19 protein-coding genes and 1 pseudogene are annotated in these 22,178 nt (G+C 61.8%); 1 reads left to right on the top strand and 19 read right to left on the bottom strand.

Features of this window, described 5'->3' with window-relative positions; all coding sequences use genetic code 11:
• Positions 1-14: 14 nt before the first annotated feature.
• The 15 genes from KHO41_RS22450 to KHO41_RS22520 form a co-directional block, all read right to left on the bottom strand.
• The gene (locus KHO41_RS22450) at positions 15-311 is read right to left on the bottom strand and encodes an EthD family reductase (protein WP_211955490.1); all 297 of its coding nucleotides are present in this window, start codon (positions 309-311) and stop codon (positions 15-17) included.
• Between the two features lie 50 nt (positions 312-361).
• Positions 362-1,051 carry a hypothetical protein gene (locus tag KHO41_RS22455; RefSeq protein ID WP_211955491.1) on the bottom strand — a complete coding sequence of 230 codons (690 nt, stop codon included), beginning with the start codon at positions 1,049-1,051 and terminating at the stop codon, positions 362-364.
• 54 nt (positions 1,052-1,105) lie between these two features.
• The gene (locus tag KHO41_RS22460) at positions 1,106-1,834 is read right to left on the bottom strand and encodes a hypothetical protein (protein WP_211955492.1); all 729 of its coding nucleotides are present in this window, start codon (positions 1,832-1,834) and stop codon (positions 1,106-1,108) included.
• A 14-nt stretch (positions 1,835-1,848) separates the two neighbouring features.
• Positions 1,849-2,532, bottom strand: a complete 684-nt coding sequence (locus KHO41_RS22465) for a c-type cytochrome (protein ID WP_211955493.1) — start codon at positions 2,530-2,532, stop codon at positions 1,849-1,851.
• Complete coding sequence (locus KHO41_RS22470; RefSeq protein WP_211955494.1) at positions 2,529-4,025, bottom strand: flavin monoamine oxidase family protein; 1,497 nt, start codon at positions 4,023-4,025, stop codon at positions 2,529-2,531. The genes KHO41_RS22465 and KHO41_RS22470 overlap by 4 nt, the downstream gene beginning before the upstream one ends.
• Before the next feature lie 34 nt (positions 4,026-4,059).
• Positions 4,060-4,740: a c-type cytochrome gene (locus KHO41_RS22475; protein ID WP_211955495.1), complete on the bottom strand. Its 681-nt coding sequence runs from the start codon at positions 4,738-4,740 to the stop codon at positions 4,060-4,062.
• Entirely contained in the window at positions 4,737-6,233 is a 1,497-nt protein-coding gene (locus KHO41_RS22480; protein WP_211955515.1) for a flavin monoamine oxidase family protein, read from the bottom strand. The genes KHO41_RS22475 and KHO41_RS22480 overlap by 4 nt, the downstream gene beginning before the upstream one ends.
• 76 nt (positions 6,234-6,309) lie before the next feature.
• Entirely contained in the window at positions 6,310-7,188 is an 879-nt protein-coding gene (locus tag KHO41_RS22485) for a phytanoyl-CoA dioxygenase family protein (RefSeq protein ID WP_211955496.1), read from the bottom strand.
• Between the two features lie 72 nt (positions 7,189-7,260).
• Positions 7,261-8,037 (bottom strand): SDR family NAD(P)-dependent oxidoreductase, encoded by a 777-nt coding sequence (locus KHO41_RS22490; protein ID WP_211955497.1) that lies wholly within the window; start codon positions 8,035-8,037, stop codon positions 7,261-7,263.
• Positions 8,038-8,132: 95 nt separating this feature from the next.
• The gene (locus KHO41_RS22495; RefSeq protein WP_211955498.1) at positions 8,133-9,422 is read right to left on the bottom strand and encodes an acyl-CoA dehydrogenase family protein; all 1,290 of its coding nucleotides are present in this window, start codon (positions 9,420-9,422) and stop codon (positions 8,133-8,135) included.
• Between the two features lie 38 nt (positions 9,423-9,460).
• A complete protein-coding gene (locus KHO41_RS22500) occupies positions 9,461-10,951 on the bottom strand; it encodes an NAD(P)/FAD-dependent oxidoreductase (RefSeq protein WP_376989538.1) in 1,491 nt (496 codons plus the stop codon).
• Positions 10,952-10,964: 13 nt separating this feature from the next.
• Entirely contained in the window at positions 10,965-12,206 is a 1,242-nt protein-coding gene (locus KHO41_RS22505) for a thiolase family protein (protein WP_211955499.1), read from the bottom strand.
• Positions 12,207-12,220: 14 nt separating this feature from the next.
• On the bottom strand, positions 12,221-13,774 hold the full coding sequence (locus KHO41_RS22510) for a class I adenylate-forming enzyme family protein (RefSeq protein WP_211955500.1): 1,554 nt from the start codon (positions 13,772-13,774) through the stop codon (positions 12,221-12,223).
• Positions 13,775-14,050, bottom strand: coding sequence for a hypothetical protein (locus KHO41_RS22515; RefSeq protein WP_211955501.1), 276 nt, complete (start codon positions 14,048-14,050; stop codon positions 13,775-13,777).
• Between the two features lie 106 nt (positions 14,051-14,156).
• The gene (locus tag KHO41_RS22520) at positions 14,157-15,290 is read right to left on the bottom strand and encodes a saccharopine dehydrogenase family protein (RefSeq protein ID WP_211955502.1); all 1,134 of its coding nucleotides are present in this window, start codon (positions 15,288-15,290) and stop codon (positions 14,157-14,159) included.
• A gap of 658 nt (positions 15,291-15,948) precedes the next feature.
• Here KHO41_RS22520 and KHO41_RS22525 point away from each other — a divergent pair.
• Entirely contained in the window at positions 15,949-17,382 is a 1,434-nt protein-coding gene (locus KHO41_RS22525; protein WP_211955503.1) for a TetR/AcrR family transcriptional regulator, read from the top strand.
• 174 nt (positions 17,383-17,556) lie between these two features.
• On the opposite strand, the gene KHO41_RS22530 is transcribed toward KHO41_RS22525, so the two are convergent.
• The 4 genes and pseudogenes from KHO41_RS22530 to KHO41_RS22545 form a co-directional block, all read right to left on the bottom strand.
• Positions 17,557-18,387 (bottom strand): phytanoyl-CoA dioxygenase family protein, encoded by an 831-nt coding sequence (locus KHO41_RS22530; RefSeq protein WP_211955504.1) that lies wholly within the window; start codon positions 18,385-18,387, stop codon positions 17,557-17,559.
• Positions 18,388-18,443: 56 nt separating this feature from the next.
• Complete coding sequence (locus KHO41_RS22535; protein ID WP_211955505.1) at positions 18,444-19,415, bottom strand: WD40/YVTN/BNR-like repeat-containing protein; 972 nt, start codon at positions 19,413-19,415, stop codon at positions 18,444-18,446.
• A 31-nt stretch (positions 19,416-19,446) separates the two neighbouring features.
• Complete coding sequence (locus tag KHO41_RS22540; protein WP_211955506.1) at positions 19,447-21,807, bottom strand: efflux RND transporter permease subunit; 2,361 nt, start codon at positions 21,805-21,807, stop codon at positions 19,447-19,449.
• Positions 21,808-21,871: 64 nt separating this feature from the next.
• Positions 21,872-22,069: pseudogene (locus KHO41_RS22545) on the bottom strand (DUF1302 family protein); the annotation flags it as partial.
• Positions 22,070-22,178: the final 109 nt, after the last annotated feature.

Consider the following 22,178-nt stretch of genomic DNA (forward strand, 5'->3'; position numbering starts at 1 on the left):
GCGCGCCGCTTCCATCAGTTGTCTGCGCGGAAAATCGTCGGTTGGACATTAGTGAAGTTCGGTACATCACCGACCACCTCGGCTGTCCTGGCAGAAGACAGTGCGGCATCGATTCCAGCCTGATCGCTGAAACGCAGTACGGTGACGCATGCAAAGGGCTGCGGGCCTGGTGCCGGAAACAGAATCTCCGCTGATTGCAGGCCAAACTCGCCCCAGGCAGCGCTCACCAGCGAGGCATGGGTCGAAAGATAGTACTCACGATCGAATGTCAGATCGTCGACTGCGGGATAGCTCACGATCAAAGTAGCCATATCTACTCTCCTGTTGAAGTGCTAAAGGCATTTCAGCGAGTGCGTAACAATCACTGCGGAGTTCGTTCCAGACCGCGAAGGGTATAACCTCGATTGTGACTACGTTCCTTTTCCTGCGCGCGCTCCAACGCACAATAGGCGTAATACAACGAAACGCTCTGATAAGACCAGGTAAGCAACGCGAATATATAGAAGATCATGTGATCGTCGTCACCAGGTATACGATAGAAGTCATAAGTGCTCGCAATAATCTGCGCGGATACCAGTGCCAAGATCACACTCACAGCGTTCAGCGTCTCTCCGATGCTCAGCAACCGCTTGACGACGTACGCGAGGTAAACCGAGAACAAGGACCACATCACCAGATAGAAGTAGGGCTTGGGTTCAACCATAAAGTCTGCTGCCCACACAATAACGGTTCCCGCCAATGCGCCCACCACATACACGACATCAACAACAAGCGATGGCTTGTATCGATGCGTTACAGCCATCATTCCAGCGACGGCGATAACCGGTACGCCGAAGGCTCTGGAAAATGCATCGCAAAATAGAGAGATGCTATAAAAGACGTTCTCGCCAGTTAAAGCATTGATCATTAGATTGGTCGCCGAGAACGTAACAACCAGCCACTCGATCCCGAGGAGGTAGTTTCGCTTCCTGAGCAACTTCACGCCATAGACGACGGAAGTCGCTATCAATGCAAGATCGGCAAGACAATAAAGATAAAATTTGAGTTCCATAACAATTTCCAATGGTCGTTAAGCGTTTGAAGATGTGGGCTTCGCACTGGTATGTCAGGCTGCCGGTGCCATCCCGGCGCTCACGAGGGCCGGAGCGCGTTCACACAGCAGGCTGATACCGAACAAGAACAACCACAGAGGATGAATGACGAGGGTAAGCTGCAGCGCCATTTCGGCGAGATCCCGCATGCCGAGGAGATTGAGAACGAACTCAACGCCGAACACGCAAAGATCGAACGTGAGCAGGCGGCCAAAGCCCCATTTCTCGGCGCGCAGGAAACGTGCTGCCACGATTCCCCACAGCAGAAAAACTGGTGCTTCCGCGCTCCAGATCCCTTGCGCGGCATTCTGCAGCGTGGGCCAGATGCCTTCGGCTGCGGTCTTGGCCACGGGGTCGTTGCCCGCATGCAGGCCGGCCAGCGGTGCGAGCGTGAAGTTCAGCATGCCAGCGCCGACGATCCCCAGGATGGCATACGCGACGATCCCGGTCAGGGCAATGTCGGCCAGTACGCCCACGCGCTGGCGCATCCGCCCCCAGAGATAGCCGCCAACGGCCAGGAACGGCACATACCAGCCGAGGATGTCGGCCCACATCGACAATCGATAGAGGTTCTGCGACCCCGGAGAGAATCCGAGCATCGCGACGGGGCGCTCAAGGGCCTCCACATCGAAATTGGCTGCGGCAGCGTACAGCACCGCCATGCCCCAGCCGAGCACTGCGCCGGTCACGGCCAGCCAGCCGACGAAGCGGCGCGGGTCGTTCACTGTCATGGGTTGCGTCATGGTCTGACTCCTTCTTATCGGCTGGCGATGAACTGCGCCAGGTCTTCGATATCCCGTTGCGACAACGGGCCGGCCATCGCCACCATCGCCCCGGTGGCATCGCGGCGCGTGCCGTTCTTGAAATTCGTGAGTTGATCGATCACGTAGTCGTGGCCTTGGCCGGCCAATCGCGGATACGCGTCCTTCCCCTCCAGCTGCTGTCCGTGGCAGGCGGCGCAATTGTTGGCCTTGGCCAGCGCCTCGCCGCGTGCCACGCGCACCGCATCGGTATGGAAGGTCGTGTTCGGCAACGGCGCCATCTGCGAGAAATGCGTCACCAGCGACTCGAACTCGTGCTCCGACAGGCTGAGCGCAAATGACGTCATGGTCGGGTCACTGCGCTCGCCACTGGCGAATGCCTTGAGCTGCTTCCTGAGATACGCCTCTTTCTGACCCGCCAGGCGCGGATAGGACTGGTTGACCGCGTTGCCTTCGAAGCCGTGGCAGTAGACGCAGGAATCGCCGGCGCGCGGCCATGGTCCGTTCACGCGCGCGTTGTCGGCCGAGATCTTGTCGATCTCATTGCTCACGCGCAGCAGGCCATAGACTTCCGGTCCGTAGAGGATGCCGGCGACCACGGCAGCGGCTAAGACCAGCCAGCCGGACAGGATGAGCATCCGCTTGCTGCGGCTGCGTGGTTTCGTTGTGGTATGCATCATGCCTTCCCCCCGGCCACGGCCTGCAACGCTTGCAAGGCGGCCTTGTGGCCGGAACGCACCGCGCCATCCATGTAGCCCGCCCAGATTTCCGCCGTTTCGGTGCCCGACCAGATCAGCCTGCCGACAGACGGATGCAAGGCTTCACCGTATCTGGTGAGAAAACCGGGCGGCATTGGCGAGACGCAACTCAGCGTCCATTTATCCGCCTTGAGCCAGTCGCGCTGGTGGAACGCGATGGGATGCAGCGCCTCGTCGCCAAACGCCTCGGCATAGATGCGCGAGAGCTGGGCCTCGGCTGCCTTCGGGTCGGTCGGCAACATGCTGATGTGCACGAACGCGTTGATCACGCCAAACGAGACGTCCTCCGGCGAGTTGTCGTAGGCCCATAACAGCGGCCCCTTCGGTTGAAAGATCCAGCCGTTCAAGCCCTTGTCGCGCCAGAATGCCTTCTTGTAGACATGCGTCGTCTTGCGTCCAGGCGCAAACGCAGGCCAGCGGCGCTGCATTTCGCGGCGCTTTTCCGGCAGCGGCGGGTCGAAGGCGATCTGGTTGCACAGCATCGGCGAGAGCGCGACGATCACGTTGCGCGCACGGACCACGCCGTTCTCGGTATGGATGGTGACCGGTCCGTTCTGCCAGTTCTCGATGCGCAGCACGGGGGTCGACAGCTTCACCTTGTCGCCCAGGGCCTGCGCCATCTTGATTGACAGGATCTGCGAACCGCCCGAGATGCGGGTCTCCTGCGCGCCGCCCTTGACCGCTTCGAGCCGGTCGTAATTGCATTCGGCCGAATTGACCATCGACAACCAGTGCAGCAGCGACAGTCTCGCCGGCGAAGCGCCGCCCGTGATTGACAAGCCGGTCGACCAACCGATCTGGTCTGCCGGTGCAATGTTCTTTGTTGCCAGCCAGTCGCCGACCGACATCGCGTCGAACTCGGCGGCGCGCGGCGACTTCCACGGCGCGCCGGACGGCACGCTCCTGGCCAGTTCCTCGAGTTCATGCGCAATCTTCGGATCCGTGCCGAACCCGCCCTCGGTATCGACAGCGGCACGCGCGCCACCGGCCAGCATCATGGACTTGCCCTGCCAGTAGGTGGGAAACGTGCCAACATCCAGCTCACGGGCCAGATCGGCGACCGCGGTCTGACCCGGCCCGATCCATTGGCCACCCGATTCAGAGAAGTAGCCGTTGCCGAGGTCGTGGTTGAGGGTACGTCCGCCCACGCGGTCGCGCGCCTCCAGCACCACGAAGGATTCGCATCCCGCACGTTTCAGGTCACGTGCAGCGGTCAGGCCGGCCAACCCGGCGCCGATGATGGCCACCTCGAGCACGTCACGCTCATCGCTCACGGCACTCGCAGCGCTCGCCACCTTCGGCAGTACTGCAGCCGTCGCCGCTGCCGTCACCGACGCGGCTATACCGAGAAAGCCGCGACGGGTGAGCGCGGCCGCCTCCGGCGCCTCATCGCGCTTCTTTGCAATATCGTCCATCTTGTCACCTGCTTAACTTGAAAAATCGGCGGCTCTATCGGCTTGCGATGAATTGCGCCAGGTCCTCGATATCCTGTTGCGACAACGCTCCAACCACCGCCAGCATCGCGCCGGTGGCATCACGACGCGTACCGCTCTTGAAGCGCGTAAGCTGATCGATCAGGTAGTCATGGCCTTGACCGGCCAATCGCGGATATACGTCTTTTCCTTCGAGTTGCTGCCCATGGCAGGCGGCGCAGTTGTTGGCCTTGACCAGCGCTTCGCCACGCGCCACGCGGGCCGCATCGGCATGGAACGTCGTGTTCGGCAGCGGCACCGTTTTCGAGAAGTGCGCCACCAGGCTTTCCAGCTCGCGCTGCGACATGCTCAGCGCCATTGGCGTCATGATCGGATCGCCGCGTTCGCCGCTGGCGAATGCCATGAGTTGCTTCCTGAGATAGCGCTCCGGTTGACCCGCCAGGTGCGGATAGGTCTGGCTGCCTGCATTGCCTCCGTAGCCATGACAGCCAATGCACGCTTCGCCGGGACGCGGCCACGCGCCGCCGGCGCGCGTGTCATCCTGCGAAATCTGGTTGACCTGCTGCCCCAGCTGCAGCAGCCCGTAGAGTTCGGGCCCGTAGGCGATGCCTGCGAGCACGGCCATCGCCGCCAGCAGCCAACCCGACAGGACGAAGATTTTTCTGGAACGGCTGCGCGTCTTTACGGTATCCATCATGCCCTCCGTGCACCCGCGGCTTGCAGCGCCTGCAATGCCGCCTTGTGGCCGGAGCGCACTGCGCCATCCATGTAACCCGCCCAGATATCGGCCGTTTCCGTGCCCGACCAGATCAGCCGGCCGACAGACGGATGCAAGGCTTCACCGTACGCGGTGATAAAACCGGGTGGCATCGGTGAGACGCAGGTCAGTGTCCATGGATCTGCCTTGCCCCAATCATGGTCGTGATACGCGACGGGATGCAGCGCATCGTCGCCGAGTGCCTGCGCATAGATGCGCGTAAGCTCCGCCTCGGCCGCCTTCGGGTCGGATGGCAGCAAGCCGTTGTGCACGAACGCGTTGATCACACCGAACGAGAGATCCTCCGGCGAGTTGTCGTATGCCCATAAAACAGGACCCTTGATTTGAAAGATCCAGCCACTCCGACCCTTGTCGCGCCAGAACGGCTTCTTGTAGACATGGGCGGTCTTGCGCATCGGCGCATAGGCAGGCCAGCGCCGTTGCATTTCGCGGCGTTTCTCCGGCAGTGGCGGATCGAAGGCGATCTGGTTGCACAGAGGCGGCGAGAGCGCGACGATCACGTTGCGCGCACGGACCACGCCGTTCGGGGTGTGGATGGCGACTGGGCCGTTCTGCCAGTTCTCGATGCGCAGCACGGGGGTCGACAATCGGACTTTGTCGCCCAGCGCCTGTGCCATCTTGATCGACAGGATCTGCGAACCGCCCGAGAGGCGGGCCCGCTGCGCACCACCGCTGGTGCCTTCGAGCCGCTCGTACTTGCAATCGGCCGAATTGATCATCGACAGGTAGTACAGCAGCGATAGTTTCGTCGGCGAGGTGCCGCTCGTCAGCCGCAAGCTCGCTGACCAATCGATCTGGTTCTCCGGTGCGATGTTCTTTTTCGCCAGCCAGTCCCCGACCGATATTGCATCCAGCTCGGCGGCGCGCGGCGACGTCCACGGCGCGCCGGACGGCACGCTCCTGGCCATCTCCTCGAGTTCGCGCTGAAACTTCAGATCCGTGCCGGGTACGCCACCGAGCTCCAACGCAGCGCGTGCGCCGCCGGCCAGCATCATGGACTTGCCCTGCCAGTACGTGAGAAACGTGCCGACGCCGAGTTCGCGGGCCAGGTCGGCGACAGCGGTCTGGCCCGGCCCGATCCACTGGCCGCCCGCTTCCGAGAAATAGCCTTTTCCGAGGTCGTGGTTGAGGGTACGTCCGCCGACACGGTCGCGCGCCTCCAGCACCACGAAGGACTCGCATCCGGCACGCTGCAGGTCGCGTGCTGCGGTCAGGCCGGCCAGCCCGGCGCCGATGATGACAACCTCCCGCACATCGCGTTCAACGCTTGCACCGCTCGCAGCGCTCGCCACGTTAGGCAGTAGGGATGCTGTCGCTGCGGCCGACGCCACCGCAGCCAGGCCGAGAAAATCACGGCGGCATAACGCTGTGCTCCTCGGCGCTTGCTCCACCGCTTCCAATTCGCTTTCCATTTTGTTTTCCCGGTCCCGGATTTCTGCGGGTGTTGTTACGTGCGCGCCTTCCCGCGCCGCCCGTGGGAAGGATGCGTTAGTCGAAGTAGCCGACTTCGACAAAGCCATCCTGCTTGAGCAGCGCATGCGGGTCGGACATCACCCCGTTGCGCTCGACAAATCCCGCATAGGTCGTGCTGCACGACCATCCAAGCAGCCGCTGCATTTCCTCGGGAAAGCGCTTGACGCGCTCGATAGGCAGCGTCAGGTAATGGTTCTCTTCCTGTCGCAAGATCGCGAGGTCATACGACATGGTCAGGCCCGTGCGCGGGGCATTGCTACGGTTCTGACCCCCTCCGTGGTACGTCGAACCAATGAAGATCAGTGCATCGCCAGCATCCATCGAGGTCGGGATCGCCTCCTCCTGCTTTGGCATGCGTTCGTCATCCCACTTGTGGCTGCCCGGGATGACCAGGGTCCCACCGTTCTCTTCTGAGAAATCGGTGATGGCGATCATGATCTGCACGCGAGCCTCCCGGTTGTAGCCCGGGTGCCGCCAAAGCCAGACCGAATCGTCGCGGTGCAGGGGCTGCACGCCTTGACCAGGCAGAATCTGAATGGCTTGCGTCACGCCCACCTGAATATCGGGCGCCACATCGACCTGGTTCTCGCCGCTCCAGACCTTGATGGGGGTCTGCAGGATCAGGCGCGCCGTTTCGAGATACAGCGGATTCAGCGCGACGTCGACCATATGGTCGGTTCGCGCAAACAGGCGTGACAGCCTGCGCGTTTGCGCACCTGCGAAGTACTCGTCCACCCCGTTCGGGGTAGTCTCGAGCATGGGAAGAAGATCCTTCTTCAGGTTCTCGAGCAGGCTCGCGCTGAGGAACCCCTTTACGATCGCGCCACCGTCCTCTTTGATGACGGACGCGAGTTCTGAGGGCGTCGTTGAATTGGGCAAACGCTTGACGGACATGGTGCTACCTCACAATGATGTTGACGACGGAGCGAAGCGATCCCGCTCCGTTCGCGTTGAGATCGAAATTCCTCACATCCAGCTCAATACCTGGCCACCGTCGACCACAATCACCGAGCCGGTCATGTAACTGCCCGCATCGGACGCCAGCAACAGCGTCGCCCCGTCGAGCTGTTCAACCTCGCCGATCCTGCGCATCGGGATACGCTTGATCAGGTTCTCCTCCAGCCCTTTCTCTTCGAAGGACGCATGCATATCCGTCCTGAAGTTTCCGGGGCAAAGTGCATTGACCCGAACCCCCTTTCCTGCAAGTTCGAGCGCCATGGATTGCGTCAAACTGATCAGAGCCGCTTTGGAGGCGCCATAACTGGTCATGTAGCCACCTGCACGCAGGCCGGAAGTCGAAACGACATTGATGATCGAGCCATTACGCCGCTCCGCCATTCCCTTGGCCGCCTGCTGCCCCAGAAGAAACGCGCCGCGAAAATTGATATCGAAAACCCGATCGATATCCTCTGCTTGCTGAGAGAGAAAGCGTTCGGTGTAGATGACACCTGCGTTGTTGAACAGGATGTCGATCGGCCCGCCAACCTGGCTCTCAGCCTGGCTCCACGCCTGTGCAATCGAAGCGGGATCCGTCACGTCCAGCGGCACGCAGGAGGCATCGTGCCCATCAGCGCGCAGGCGCTCGACATGGGCCTCCAGCAGACTGGCGCGTCTGGCGGCAAGAACAACTTTTGCGCCCGCCGCGGCCATCAACTCGGCAACGTGCAAGCCAATGCCACTGGAAGCCCCGCTGATGAAAGCCGCCTTGCCATGCAAACTGAACAAGGATTGAATGTTGCTCATTGATGTCTCTTCGCGAATCGTTCTAACGTCAGCGTGGCTGTACGGCTGCGCCTAGGCAGCAGCCCCTGGAGGCCGCCTATTCCCACGCGCGACGCTTACTCCTTCGTCCACCCGTTCTGATAGAGCTGGCTTGCCAGCCCACCCAGGCGTGCCGTGAGGATGTAGTTCTCGCCATCCTCGATCAACGCAGACCGGACATCGCGGAAGATCTTTTCGATCGGATACTCGCGCGTGGTGCCGTTGCCGCCAAAGAGCTGGAACGCTTCGTGCACGATCTTCATCGCCTCTTCCGTCACGCTGACCTTGGCCTGCGCACTCGCGTAGGGATGGGTCTGCGGCGACATCCGCGCAAACGCAAGGCTGCGGCGAGCCACGGCACGCGCCATCTCCAGCCGGCGCAGCATGTCGCCCAGGCGCAGTTGCGTCATCTGATGCTCGATCAGCAAGCCCCCGCCCTGCTTGCGCTCATGGCAATAAGCCAGCGCCAGTTCAAAAGCAGCGCGGGCGGCGCCGGTGAACGCCTGGCACATACCCACGCCGACATGCGACCACATCGCAGCCAGGTTGCCGGCAAATTCATCTTTCAGCGCAACGGCGAAGCGCTTCGGCACCTTGACGTTGTCAAAGAAGATCTCGCCTTGAGGCAGCGCACGCTGGCCGATCTTGTCCAGGGGCTTGCCGCGAGAGATGCCCGGCAGATCGAGCGGAACGATCAGCACGATGCCGTTCGTCTGGGTACCGTTTTCATCGGTGCGGTAGAAGCCGTCACCGTAATCCGCCGCCATATAAGCGAGTGCAACCTGCGCCACCGAGCCGTTCGACACCCACGACGAATACTGCCCGTTGATGACGATTTCGTCGGCACCCACCTTCGCGCTGATGTTCCCCACCGGCTGCTTGCCGTGCGGAAGGATTTCCTGGCGGTAGAACGTCACAGCGTCAGAACCGCGGTCGGGCTGCGTGCTGGCCCAGCAGCCGACCTTGCCCATACACATGTCGATCAGCTCCTGGTTGCCGACTGACTGCGCCATCATCAGTGGCGCACTCGCAACGCCAAGCGAACACGCCAGGCCAGCATCGCCCCACCCCAGCTCCTCGCCGATGATCGATTCGATACGCACGGCCATTTCGGGCGGAAACTGCGCGATCAGTTGCGGGTCGAGCCCGAGCTTGGCGGCCTCCATCATGGCCACCCAGTACGGAGACCCGGGAGCAATCACCTCCTCCGGCGTCATGCGATCGAGTTCACGGCCAATCGGGCGCAGTACGTCACGCGCAAAGCGATGGACGGAACCCTGGATCGCGCGCTCTTCTTCGCTCAACGGCGTTTCGAAGCCGGTCGGCGAGATCGACGGCAGTTCCACATTTTTCTTCAGGCGAAGCATGTTGTCTCCTTTTGCTTTTGCAGTTAAAGCGCTCGCCGTCAGGCTGCAGCGTCGCGCACCTTGCGGTTCACTCGATCGTCCAATGTGTTTGCCCCGGCCAGCAGCCCATTGATGAGACACCACCGGAACGGCTCAGGCGGTAGCGAGGGCGTGTTGTGCTGCAACGCTGCAAGCAGAGGCGGCTCGGTACCACCAATCTGCTGGGCAATCATGTGTCCGACCATGGATTGACTGGCTACGCCATGCCCCGAACACCCGGCGGTGTAGTAAATATTCTTGTTTTCCCCGGTTGCACCCACGACGGGAAGTGCGTCACCGGCGGCGCTGACATAGCCGGTCCAGCAATGGCGCAATGCGACGTCCTTCAAGATCGGCAAGCGCTCATGGAGATTCGTTCTCAACTCGCGATACTGATCGTAGACGGGCACATTCGGCGTCTTTGACCCGTAGGGATAGTGGATACGCTTGACGGTCGAGATGATGGTGTTGCGTGCCGTCAGGCGGAAGCTTTCCATGCTGTAGTGGCCGGTGATGATGCCTTCGCGCCTCGGCCAACCGAGCGAAGCCAGTTGCGCTTTGGACAGCGGTTCGGTCTCGATCGCCGAGATCTGCAATGGCACCACCTTGTTTGCAAGCAAACCGAGCTGCGGGGTGTAGGCATTGGTGGCAAACATCAGCACCGGGGCGCTGACACTACCGCGCGGCGTTTTCACCTGGATGACCGGGCCTTCGGTGTAAGACAGCAGGGGCGTGTTCTCGTAAAGCTTCACGCCAGCCCGCAGTGCGGCACGCCGCAGGCCCATCACGTATTTTCCGGGGTGGAGCGTGCCGCCAGTCGGTGTGTATTCGCCAAACAGAAACGCTGGTGGAAGCCCGCGGGCGCGCATCTGCGCCTGATCCAGAAACTCCGACTTGTGGCCGTGTTCGGCACCGATCTGCATCTCCTCGCGGATCTTCTTTTCCTGCGACGGATGGACGCCCGCACGGATCCACCCGGACTGGACGTATTCGCAGTCGATATCGTGTTCCTTGAACTTGCCTTCGACGAAGCCGACGGCGTCGTCGTAATAGCGGACGATCTGCGTCGCCTGCTCCTTGCCGATGCCCTTGAACATGAGGTCGTATTCCAGCCCCATGGCGCCGGCCAGATAGCCGGCGTTGCGTCCGCTTGCACCGAAGCCCGGGAACTCACGCTCAATGACAACCACTTTCGCGCCCTGCCTGGCGAGCTCCAGTGCCGCGGAAAGGCCCGCAAAACCGGCACCTGCAATCACCACGTCCGCGCTGACATCGCCCTCGAGCGCCGGCTGCATGTCATCGGGCTTTTCCACCCATCCGCCCAGCGTCCGGTATTTTTCCAGGTCGGCTCGCTCCTTGCCGTCCTCCACCGGTTCCGTGCGCGCGCTTTGCATCGCCACCGCGGCTGGGACGACAACCGCCGCAGCGGCGGCACCTTTCACGAAAGTGCGGCGGGTCATTCCCGCACGTTCACCCTGCTCTTCCTGCTTTGTATCCAGAACGGTGCTCATTTCAGGCGCTCCCTCAATCCCTGCTCAAGATGTGGACGGCCAGTGCCGCCTCTTCGATGCCTTGCATCCCGCCGCCGTTCTCCTGAATCGCATGGCGGGCGCCCTGCACCTGACGCGCACCGGCCTCGCCACGCAGTTGCGTGACCAGTTCGTAGAGCTGGCCGATGCCCGTGGCACCCAGCGGATGCCCTTTCGACTCCAGTCCACCAGAGGTATTGATGGGAATGCGGCCGCCGATCGTGAATTCGCCGCGCTCGGCGGCAGGCCCACCCTGGCCCAACGGCACCAGCCCGAGGTTTTCGGCCTGGATGATTTCCCCCATGGCCGATGCGTCGTGCACCTCGGCAACATCCATGTCTTCGGGGCTCAAACCGGCTTGCTCATAGGCTTGCAGGGCAGTCAGGCGCCCGATGTTCTTCTCGGGTTCGTCGATGCGCCGATGCGTGAAACTGCGCATCACGCTTGCTGCAACGCGGATGCAACGCTTGCGATTCGCACCGATGCGCTGCAACCCGTCTTCGGTGCAGAGAATCACGGCGGCCGCACCGTCCGTGACCGGCGCGCACATCGGCAGCGTGATCGGGTACGTGATCGGCGGCGCCGCGAGCACCTCGTCGATGGTGAACGGCTTGCGAAACTGCGAAAGCGGGTTGTGCACCGAGTGCCCGTGGTTCTTTGCAGAAACCGCCGCGATCTGGCGCTGCGTCGTGCCGTATGTCTTCATGTGATAGCGGCACATCGCGGCATAGATCGACATGAAGCGGCTGTAGGGCCGATCGGATTCCGAGCCGGGCGGCGGCTCGACGCCCTCGCCCAGCCTCACCAGGTTCGCGAAGTTTTCGTCGATGCGCGACACATCCCACCCGCCCTCGAACACCGCGAAGGACTTCGCCTTGTCCGGCACGTTCATCTTTTCCGCACCAAGCGCCAGTGCCACATCGCATGCGCCGGCCCTCAGGCTTTGCACCGCGAGATGCACAGCGGTACTGCCTGACGCGCACGCATTCTCGACGTTGAATACCGGGATGCCTTCCAGCCCGATCTTGCTGAAAACCACCTGACCCGGAATCGCCGTCTGGCCCTGAAGCGAGCCATTCGTGATGCCGGCGTAGAATGCCGTGCCAATGGCATCGGCACTGCAACCGGCGTCGTGCAGCGCACCGCGCAGCGCCTCGCCCGCCAGGTCCTCGATGCCGCGTTCGAGGTGCCGGCCAAACACCGTCATGGCGATACCGGCAATGTAGATGTTGCTCATGGTTGCCGCTCGCCTCAGATCCTGCGTTGCTGGCCCTGCCAGTACTGCTCGCGCAGATCTTTCTTCAGCACCTTGCCGACCAGGCTGCGCGGCAATGCTGCGACGAAGTCCACGGTCTTCGGCGCTTTGACGGAGCCGAGCTTGTCCTTGCACAACGCGACGAGTTCTTCCGCGCTCACGTTCTGGCCGACGTTGAGTTCCACAACCGCCTTCACGGCTTCGCCCCACGTGTCGTCGGGCACGCCGATCACCGCGCAATCCTGCACCGCCGGGTGCGCCCAGATGACCTGTTCGACTTCGCTCGGGTACACGTTGAAGCCGCCGCTGATGATCATGTCCTTCTTGCGGTCGGTGATGTGCAGATAGCCCTCGGCATCCAGGTGGCCGATGTCGCCGGTGTGCAGCCAGCCGTCGACAATGGTCTCCGCAGTCTTTTCGGGCGCCTTGAAGTAGCCCTTCATGATGAGATCGCCACGCACGCAGATCTCGCCAGTTGCCCCTTGCGGCAGCACCTCGCCCTGATCGTTCATGATCTCGACGCGAATCAGCGGGTTCGGTCGGCCCACCGAAGACAGCCGTTCATCCGGCGCGATCTTCCCGTCCACAAAATGCTCGGCTGGCGTCAGGTAGGAAATCGACGCTGCAGCTTCGGTCTGCCCGTAACCGCCGGACATGATCGGACCGAACACCTCGATCGCGCGCTTGAGTTTCTCTACCGACATCGGCGCCGCACCATACATGAAGTACTTGACCGACGAAAAGTCACGCTGCTCGATGCCCGGAATATCGAGCAGGCGGTAGATGACCGTTGGCGGCAGGAAGAATTCCGTGACGCGGTGCTTCTCGATGGCGGACAACAGCAGACCGGGATCGGGCTTGGGCAGCACAACCACCGTGCCGCCGCGTGCGGTACACGGCAGAGACAACATGCCCGCCGTATGCGTCATCGGTGCTGCGGCAAGGTTCACCGGGCGCTGCGTGCCATATTGGAGCGCGATCATGAACTGCGCGAAATACGTCTGAAACGCGCGGTGCGAATTCATCACGCCCTTCGGTACGCCTGTCGTGCCGCCGGTCGCCGACAGCGTGACGATGTCGTCCATGTCGTAATCGACGCGCGGCATGGTCGTCGGCTGGCCAGCGCTCCACGTTTCCAGCGACGGTGCCCACGGCAGTTCGGCATCGATACACACCCACAGCTTGACCTTCGGCAGGCTGGCGCGCAGTCCTTCGATGATCGACGCGAAAGCCTGGGTAAAGAAGAGTGCCTCGCAATCGAAAGCGTCGAGCACGTACTGGTTCTCCGCAGGGGCATTGCGTCCGTTGACAGGGATGTACACCATCCCGGCGCGCCACATGCCGAGCGTGCAGCCCCAGCCAATCACGTCGTTGTCCGCCCATACCGCGGCCTTGGCTTCCTTCTCCAACCCGACCGCAAGCAGGCCGTGGGCGACGCGGCACGAAAGCTCCCCGATCTCCTGGAACGAGAAGCTGTGCTCATCCTGGATATAGGCGACACCGTGGGGATTGATGCGCCAGCCACGGTCAAAAAAGTCGATGATTGCCATTTACGTATTCCTTTGGGTCAACAGCAGGTCGACGGCGTGGCGGGCCGCGCCCTCCGTGTACGGGTCGAAACGACCGGTGCGTCGGCCTTGCGTGTAGGGGTCGAAGCTGCCGGGCCGGGCGCTGTCGTTGTCGGTGTCGTTGTCGGCGTAAGCGTTCGAATCCCGTGCCGTGACTTCCGGCATGTCGATGTGGTCGGTGCGCATCCATTGGAAGCCGTCGGTTGACAGCGCGCTTCCCACCATCACGACGGCGATTCCCACATGTTTGAGTTGCATGGTGAACTCCTTGCTTCACTGATTCCTGGCGCCCCGGGAAGACATCCGGGGCGCTCCTGTCCACGTTTTGCCGCGGCCTGACGACTCGATCAGTGCCGCGTGGCGGCTACAGCTGCGAGATCGTGGCGCGCGCCAGACCGCGTTGTTCCAGGAAGCCAAGCAGGTAACGGTGCCCGAACGCCTTGGAGCCCGAGGCAAAGCCAACCTTGGCGGTATCCCCGTCGAGGAGCTTGATCGCGCCGGCAGCCTGGAGAGCACCGGTCGAGATATACGCCGTGATGCCGTGCAGGGTTGCCCGTACCGCAGCAAGTTGGCCACGGCCGATTGCGAAGTCCACCGTGCGATGCACCGCGGTCCGCTCGCGCGGCGGCATGGCCGGCGTGGTCGAATCGACAAACTGTTTGAGGACCATGTCCTGCTGCTCGCGCGGCAAGTGCGCGTACTCCGCCTCCCACTTGTGGCCGAGCCCGTGCACCATTTGCATCACGTTGCTGTCGTAGAAGCCCACGCACGAGACGCAGCTGCGCACGCGTGGATCGTGCTCGAAGTACACCGGCAGCGACGTGCCACTCCACGGCAGCGCAAACACAGGCTGCAGGAAGTCGGGCGAAGAGACGTTGAACGAAGCGTGCTTGTCATGCGGCACCAGCTTCTTTTCCCACAGGTAGCAAGCTTCCTGACGATAGGTATCGAAGATGGTCGCCGTGGAACCCACGCTCACGCCGGCGCCACCGCCCCGTGGCCCGCGCGCCAGGGTTGCCGTTTCCAGCGCGTCGACGCCCGGCGTCTCCAGCGCCAGCTCCGCTGCGATCTCTGCGAACGAGTACATGTACGCATTCGACGGCGACACGAGCAGCCCGGCCTGCCGATAGAGCTCGCCGAACTGGTCGCGCACATTGCGCACGTAGCGCTGCTCCCCGGTGGTGTCGAGGTAATGGCATCCCGCCTTGAGCGCCGCCTCCACCGCCACGAGCCCGAAGTTGGAGAACGGCCCGACGGTGTTGCACACGACCTTGGCGCCGCGGAACGCATTCACGAGCGCGTCGACGTTGTGCTCTGCCTCGATGATTTCGTAGTCGGCCGATTCAAGACGCACAACGCGCTGCGCCATCATTTCCTTCGTGCGGCCAGCGTTGCGTGCCACCGCCGTGAACGGGATGCTCTGGTCGATCAGCCAGTCCATGATCAACATGCCGGTGTAACCGCTTGCGCCATAAACGACGACGGGGTGCTTTGCCATGGTTGTCTCCTGCTACTTCTGTTGTTGAGGGTTGGGTAATCAAACGTGAATCGATGCAGGGCGCGGCCTTGCGCGTCTGTCGATCCAAGCCGGCTTGTCATGTTTTGGCGAACGGAAAACGGCAATGACCTTCTTCCGTTTCCCCCCCCGAACTGCCGGTTCGTTCATCGCGCCTCAGCGAGGCATTGCGCATCCGAACCAGCACCGAGCAGATGAATTCATCGCCCTTATTGCGCAGTCGAGATTGACCACACAAACGTATGACTGGCCTACTACTTACGTTTTGTTGGCCTAATATTAGCGGTGAGACGGCCTACAATCAAGGAAGGGGAAGTTAGGGAAAACACTAGGCAGGCCGGCGTAATCGATACCGGGTTGATCCCATTTTGCGTATGGCAAGGCACAAGGCGGCGCGGTAGCGGACGCGATTTCAATGTGCAATCCGGCGCCGCAGGGGGGATCTGGAGCGATTGGCAGCAAAAGCAGGCGCAGGCGGTATCCCCTGTCCGCCCGAGTCGGAGATCGAGACAGGCGCTCCGCACATTCAAGCGTTCACTGCTCGCGCTCTCAGGCATGGAAGAGCCCGGCGGGGTTTTGCTCTTCCATCGAATAGGCCTATAATTTGCGGAAGTCTTGTGCTAGCTATAGGAGAGCCAACGTGCAAAATGGCGCGGTCAAGCAGGGAACCCCTGCCCATTCCGAGGGAGCGAAACCCGAAGCGCAGCCGTCAACGCGACGAAATCGGGAACAGCGCATTCGGGAGATCATTGAAACCGCGCGCCAGGTGTTTCAGGAGGATGGGTATGCGGGGTTCGCGATACGTCGGGTCGCGGATCGCATGGGTATCACCCACGGCAATCTCCAGTACTACTTTCGAACGACAGAGGAATTGCTTCGCACGGCGCTCCCGGCCTATATGAGCCAGGTCATGGAGGACTACACGGCGATCGCGAATCGTCCGGGCATGGGCGCGGCGCAACGTTGCGCCGCGCTGATCAATCGTATTTTCGAGAACATCAACGAGTCCGATCTGCCGAAGTTCATGGTGGAGATCTGGGCTTTCGCCTCGCATGAAGCCTATGTCGCGGAACTGGTGAGCGATATGCAGGCGCGGTTTCGAGGCATCTTTGCGAAGTTGTTGTCGGAACTGCACCCGACGTTGAGTAGCGAAGAGTGCCTGGTGCGTGCCGCCGTGATCATCGCGCAGATGGACGGCATGACGATATTCGCGTCCCACGGCGATTACCCGGGACGAGACTATGTCGAGTCAGTCCGCGTGGCGAAGCGCACCGTAAAAATGCTGGTGAACGCGTCGACAAAGGTGCTGGAAAGCCAAATGCCACTGCGTCGTCCACGCATTCCTCACGGCAGTAGTGATGCCCCGGTCAGCGTCTTCGGATCTCATGGCGACACCCAGCCAGGGCTGTTGGATCTGCGGGTGCAGCCGTCGGCTCAGGACGCCTTCCATTACCGGCCAACAGCCCAGGGAAAGCGCAGGGAAATCAAGATCAACGAGATCGTCTCCATTGCTGCCAACCTGCTGGCGACGGAAGGCTATGCAAACTTCACCTTGGCACGGGTGGCGAGAGAGCTCGGCATCCTCCCATCAGCGCTTCAGAACTATTTCCCGACCCACGATGACCTGCTTCGCTCGACACTCGACGCGGTCGGGCGGGCTTATCTGGACCGCTACTCGGAGATTGGCAGACCGAGCGGCAAATCGCCGCTGGAACGCCTGTGCGAAATCGCCGCGGACGTCTTCGAGGAAGTCTGTATTCCCGGGGTGCAACAACTCTGGATCGAGATGTTCGCGCTGGCTCAGCATTCGGATATCACGCGCGAACTTGTGGGAAGCGGCTACGCCGCCTACAGGGTGGTCTGCGCCAATCTCATCCGGGAGATCGATGCGTCGGCGACGGCGCGCGAATGCCTCGCTCGCGCGACCCTTATCGCAGCCTTGGTTGACGGCGTAACGGTGCTGAGGTTTGGTGCGCAGAATCAGCCGGTGAGCGCGGACCGCGCGTTCGAGCTGATGATGGCGATGACGGTACTCATCGCGCAGGGACGCATGGCTACAAGCGACATGGTGTAGAGCAAAAAAGAAATGCCGTACTGACACGGCATCGAAGGATCCCGGAGGAGATCAATCCGGGATCTGGGAGACGTAGCCAGCGCACGTCGCGCAATGGCATCGCATCGCAACGGGCACTGGTTTAAAGCGCCTCGGCGATGGCACACCAGCGCCGAGGCAACAACTTCGCTCGGTTCAGCGTACCTGCGTGAAATAAGCGGGCCGGTATGGCTCGCCTGGCGTCAGCGACGGATCGTTGAGTTCGCTAATGTCATAACCGAAGTTGCACCCACCAGTCGGCAGGGGCCGATAGAACAGATTGTCGCCGTGGAACCGGTAGACCAGCGTATGGCGGTCGGGACAGTCGGGGGTCACGGGAGCACCACCGTGCAGAGAGCCTGAGTGGAACAACAGCGCATCGCCCGGCTCCAGATCCCAGGAAAGGACATCCCACGACGCAGGATCCTTCGCGCGCTCGGCTTCAATGTTGGGCAGTTGGGGCCAATCGGTATTGGCCCACAACGGCTTGGTGTGGTTGCTCGGGTCGTCGTAGGAGGTGCCGTTGTACTGAATGCCGAGATGGGAACCTCGCACGATCTCGAGCGCATTCTTGCGAGGGATCTTCTCGAAACAGGTCCAGATGTTGAGCATCTGCGGCCCGCTCATCGGATAGTACGAGGTGTCCTGGTGCCACGGCGACCGGCCGGCCCTGCCGCCCTTCTTGATGAAAATTTCCTCGCCGATCAACCACACATGCTCGGTGTCCCAGAGCGAAGCCACAAGTTCATCGAGTGCCAACGCCTTGACCGTCGCGACATGCACATCGCGGTTGTCAAAGTTGCCGTAGTCGTTGAAATGCTCATCTGGCGTGCCTGCGAATGCGTAGCCGTGCTGCGCGCTCGGATGGGCGACGCCGTAGTCGAACGCCTCGCGCATCCGCTTGAGTTGCTCTGGGGAAAACAGGCCTCGTGCGATAGTGGCACCATCACGCGCCAATTCCAGCTTCATCTGCTCAGTCACTTGCATGTGAATCTCCTCTCACTTCATTGGTTACAACAGTCGCGAATATGTCGGCAGGAACGTTAGATCCCCGCCAGCACGCCATCTTTCGAGAACAAGATCGGCTTGCCACCGGCATCGATCAGCGTTGCGGTCAAGGCTGCCCGATCCGGACGCTGAGCGACTTCGAACGATGCGCCGTCGGCGCGCTGCTGCATGACCAGTCCATCCAGTCCGACAGCAATCAGCCCGCTACCGGCGGCGATGAGACTGGTGATCGAACTCTTCGTCCCTGCCTTCAACGGCGACCAGGTCGCCCCGCCATCGCTGCTCTGGAACAGGCTGCCGAGCAGGCCGCCCACCACAATCCGGCCATCTGGCATCGCCACGCCCGACCACAGCGATCCCTTGCCGCCCGTGGCGAGGTAGTCCCAGTTGGCACCGCCATCGGTCGACTTGAGCACGATCCCCTGCTCTGCAGAGATGTAGAGCGCCCCCTTCTGATCCGCGAACACGTGGTACAGGTTGCGGTCGGCCTTGCCGCCATCCGGCGGCTTCGGCAGCGTCGTTTTGGTCCACGTCTTGCCGCCGTCATGGGTCTGCAGCATCAATGACCATAGGCCGACCGCAATGCCTTCGCGGTCGTTGGTGAAGAGCACCGAGAACAGCGGCTGATCGGCCGTCGTGTCCATCCGTTGCTTTTCCCAGGTTTCGCCGCCATCGCGGGTCGCGAGAATCACGCCCCACTGCCCTACCACCCAGCCGTGCTTGTCATCGGTGAAAGTGACGGCGGACAGCGTGGCGGAGACCGGCACGCTGCGGGCTTGCCGATAGGTCTTGCCTTCGTCGTCGGAGAGCAGAACGATGCCGTGCTCGCCCACGGCAACAATGCGTTTGCCGGCGCGCGTGGCATCCAGCAGCATCATGTGCGTGGCAGCAGACCACGTGTGCGCGGGTTTCGCGGCCCACGTGGTGACCGTCCCTTTGGATGGCGTTTGTGCAAACGCCGCCGTGGCCGTACACAGCGCGATGCAGGTAACAAGAGTCTTGATCATGGCTGAGTCTCTGTAGTGACGCTCTCTCGCATCAATGGCTGAGCAGGCCCGGCGCGCGCGCCGGCTTGCGACGCGGGAACCAGCGCTCCAGCACCGAGGCCAGTGCCGGCAGCGCGGTCATCGCCATCACAAGGTTGACGAGGAACATGAACGCCAGCAGCTTGCCCATGTCGGCCTGGAACTTGAGCGCCGAGAAGCTCCACGTCGCCACGCCGATCGCCAGCGTGATCGCCGTAAAGATCGTGGCCACGCATTCGAACTCCAGCGCACGCTCCATGGCCCGCTCGATCGGATCGCCTTCGGCCAGGTGCCGCTGCAGGCGGTTGTAGATGTACAGCGCATAGTCCACGCCGATACCGACCGCCAGCACCATCACCGGCAAGGTCGCCACCGTCAAGCCGATCTTGAGTTCCTTCATGAACCAGTAGCCGATGAACGTCGCCACCGACAGCGGCACACAGCACGCCAGCATCGAGCGCCAGTCGCGATAGGCCAGGAACACGAGAATCACGATGGCCGCGTACACGTACAACATCATCGGCAGCTCGCTCTTTTCCACCTCGTCATTGGTGGCAGCCAGCACACCTGCATTGCCCGCCGCAAGGCGGATGTTGATACCCGGGAACGGATGGGTCGTGCGGTACTGCTTGATGTCATCGAGGATCCGGTTGATGGTCGTCGCCTTGTGATCGGTCAGGTACATGTGGACCGCCGTCATGCCGCAATCGGCCGTCATGAAGCCCTTCAGGCGGGCCACATCGACCGACAACGCGCCGTAGTTGTCGGGGTCGATCGGCACGACGTTCATCTTGGGATAGTCTTCGTTGTAGCCCGCGTTGTACGTGCGCAGCATCGCCGAGTACGACTGTACGGACACCACGCCAGGCTCGGTGCGCATGGCGGCTGTGAACTCGTTCTCGTACAGCCCAACCGCAGGGTTGTCGCATGCCTTGCCGCTCGATTCGATCGCCACCGACAGCCAGTCGAGCCCCATGTCGTAGTTGCTCGCGATCGACGTCGCGTCGCGGTTGAAGCGTGCTTCCTCACGCAGCTCCGGCGCGCCCGGCTGCAGCGTGCCGATCACGCGGTCGCGGCTCTGCCAGACGGAAAGCCCAAACACCATCAACGTGATCAGAAGCGTGACGCCTGCGACCTTCGGCTGCGCCACCCGCGACAGCGGACGCAGGAACGCCGAGCGCCAGGCACTGCGCTTGAGCGCGCTTTCCGCGTAGGCCTGGGTGAAGTTGAAGCACGATGCGGCCACCGGCAGCAGGATCAGGTTCGTGACGATCTTGTAGGCCACGCCCAGCGATGCCGTGATCGCCAGTTCGCGCACCATCGGAATCGGGATCAGCAGCAGTGTGATGAACGATACGAACGCGGTGACGAGGGCCAGCACGCCCGGGATCAGCAGGCCGCTGAAGCCGTGGCGTGCAGCGTCGTACGAGCTATTGCCGCGTGCGATTTCACGCACGATGAAGTTGACCTGCTGCACGCCGTGCGACACGCCAATGGCAAACACCAGGAACGGCACCAGCACGGCCAGCGGGTCCAGACCAAATCCCAGCAGCCTCAAGGTGCCGAACTGCCAGACCAGCGATGACAGCGAGCACACGATCAGCAGCACGGTGAAGCGCACCGAATGGCAGTACCAGTAGACCGCGAGTGCGGTCAGCAGCAGTGCGATTGCACAGAAGCCCAGCACGGCCGTAGCACCATCCGCAATGTCGCCGATCTGCTTGGCGAAGCCGATGATCTGCACTTCGTAGCCGGCGTCCTCGAACGGCTTGCGGATCTTGTCCTCGAGCGTATGGTTGAACGCCACGTAGTCGAGCACCTTGCCCGTGCTATCGCGTTCGTTCAGCTCGGCCGTGATCATCGCGCTGTCTTCGTTGTGCGAGACCAGCGTACCGACATAGCCGCCCAGCGTGGTGGCACGACGAACGTCTGCAACAATTGCGGGCGTCAGTTGATCGGGCGTGATGTTGCCCGAGATGATCGGCTCGGCGCGAAACCCTTCTTCGGTGATCTCGTTGACGAAAGCATTCGGCGTCCAGAGCGAGCGCACGCCCCCGCGGTCCACGTTCGGCAGGTACGTAACGGCCTGGGTCACCTTGTACAGGCGCGTCAGTCCCTCCGGCGTCCAGATCGAGCCCTTCCTGGCTCTTACCACCACCGTGATCCGGTTCGCGCCGAGCAAGTTCGACCGGTACTTCTGGAACGTCTGGATATATTCATGGCCGATCGGCATCTGCTTCTCGAAGCCGGCGTCCATGCGCAGTTGTACGGCGAATACCGCCATCACGGCCGTAAACAGCCCGATCACGGCAAGCACGATCATGCGGTGGCCAAAGAAAACCTTTTCCAGGCCGCTGACTAGACGATTGAGCACAACATCACCTCTTTAAGTATTCCAGCGGCGCACCGCGTGCGCCGCCCTCTCACGGGTTACCCCGTCAGAAGTTCCGCGTGACGAATGCGCCGATGAAATTGCGGTCCGCGTAGGGCTGCCCCACCGACTGGTGCCCGCCGAAGAACGTCGTGAAGTTCACACCCGCCTGCCACTTGGTCGGGTTCTGGTTGAACAGCACGTACAAGTTCAGTGCCTTCGCGCCCTGGAGGTAATTCGCCGTGAAAGTCGGCGTGTAGCCGTAGTCTTACTGTGTCATAAAAACAACGATGTTTATATGCATGTCAGAGATAATATGGAATCCATACTGATGAGCGGACCGCAATGGAAGATCTGGCAAAGTTCGATCGCTA

This window comes from Cupriavidus numazuensis, from assembly GCF_905397435.1.
Lineage (GTDB): Bacteria > Pseudomonadota > Gammaproteobacteria > Burkholderiales > Burkholderiaceae > Cupriavidus > Cupriavidus numazuensis.

Bases quoted from the DNA above. Each gene is read 5' to 3' on its own strand.
- KHO41_RS22470 (WP_211955494.1), bottom strand. From the start codon at position 4,025: ATGGACGATATTGCAAAGAAGCGCGATGAGGCGCCGGAGGCGGCCGCG.
- KHO41_RS22500 (WP_376989538.1), bottom strand. From the start codon at position 10,951: ATGAGCACCGTTCTGGATACAAAGCAGGAAGAGCAGGGTGAACGTGCG.
- KHO41_RS22495 (WP_211955498.1), bottom strand. From the start codon at position 9,422: ATGCTTCGCCTGAAGAAAAATGTGGAACTGCCGTCGATCTCGCCGACC.
- KHO41_RS22530 (WP_211955504.1), bottom strand. From the start codon at position 18,387: ATGCAAGTGACTGAGCAGATGAAGCTGGAATTGGCGCGTGATGGTGCC.
- KHO41_RS22465 (WP_211955493.1), bottom strand. From the start codon at position 2,532: ATGATGCATACCACAACGAAACCACGCAGCCGCAGCAAGCGGATGCTC.
- KHO41_RS22520 (WP_211955502.1), bottom strand. From the start codon at position 15,290: ATGGCAAAGCACCCCGTCGTCGTTTATGGCGCAAGCGGTTACACCGGC.
- KHO41_RS22535 (WP_211955505.1), bottom strand. From the start codon at position 19,415: ATGATCAAGACTCTTGTTACCTGCATCGCGCTGTGTACGGCCACGGCG.
- KHO41_RS22460 (WP_211955492.1), bottom strand. From the start codon at position 1,834: ATGACGCAACCCATGACAGTGAACGACCCGCGCCGCTTCGTCGGCTGG.
- KHO41_RS22450 (WP_211955490.1), bottom strand. From the start codon at position 311: ATGGCTACTTTGATCGTGAGCTATCCCGCAGTCGACGATCTGACATTC.
- KHO41_RS22485 (WP_211955496.1), bottom strand. From the start codon at position 7,188: ATGTCCGTCAAGCGTTTGCCCAATTCAACGACGCCCTCAGAACTCGCG.
- KHO41_RS22455 (WP_211955491.1), bottom strand. From the start codon at position 1,051: ATGGAACTCAAATTTTATCTTTATTGTCTTGCCGATCTTGCATTGATA.
- KHO41_RS22480 (WP_211955515.1), bottom strand. From the start codon at position 6,233: ATGGAAAGCGAATTGGAAGCGGTGGAGCAAGCGCCGAGGAGCACAGCG.
- KHO41_RS22490 (WP_211955497.1), bottom strand. From the start codon at position 8,037: ATGAGCAACATTCAATCCTTGTTCAGTTTGCATGGCAAGGCGGCTTTC.
- KHO41_RS22475 (WP_211955495.1), bottom strand. From the start codon at position 4,740: ATGATGGATACCGTAAAGACGCGCAGCCGTTCCAGAAAAATCTTCGTC.
- KHO41_RS22510 (WP_211955500.1), bottom strand. From the start codon at position 13,774: ATGGCAATCATCGACTTTTTTGACCGTGGCTGGCGCATCAATCCCCAC.
- KHO41_RS22515 (WP_211955501.1), bottom strand. From the start codon at position 14,050: ATGCAACTCAAACATGTGGGAATCGCCGTCGTGATGGTGGGAAGCGCG.
- KHO41_RS22505 (WP_211955499.1), bottom strand. From the start codon at position 12,206: ATGAGCAACATCTACATTGCCGGTATCGCCATGACGGTGTTTGGCCGG.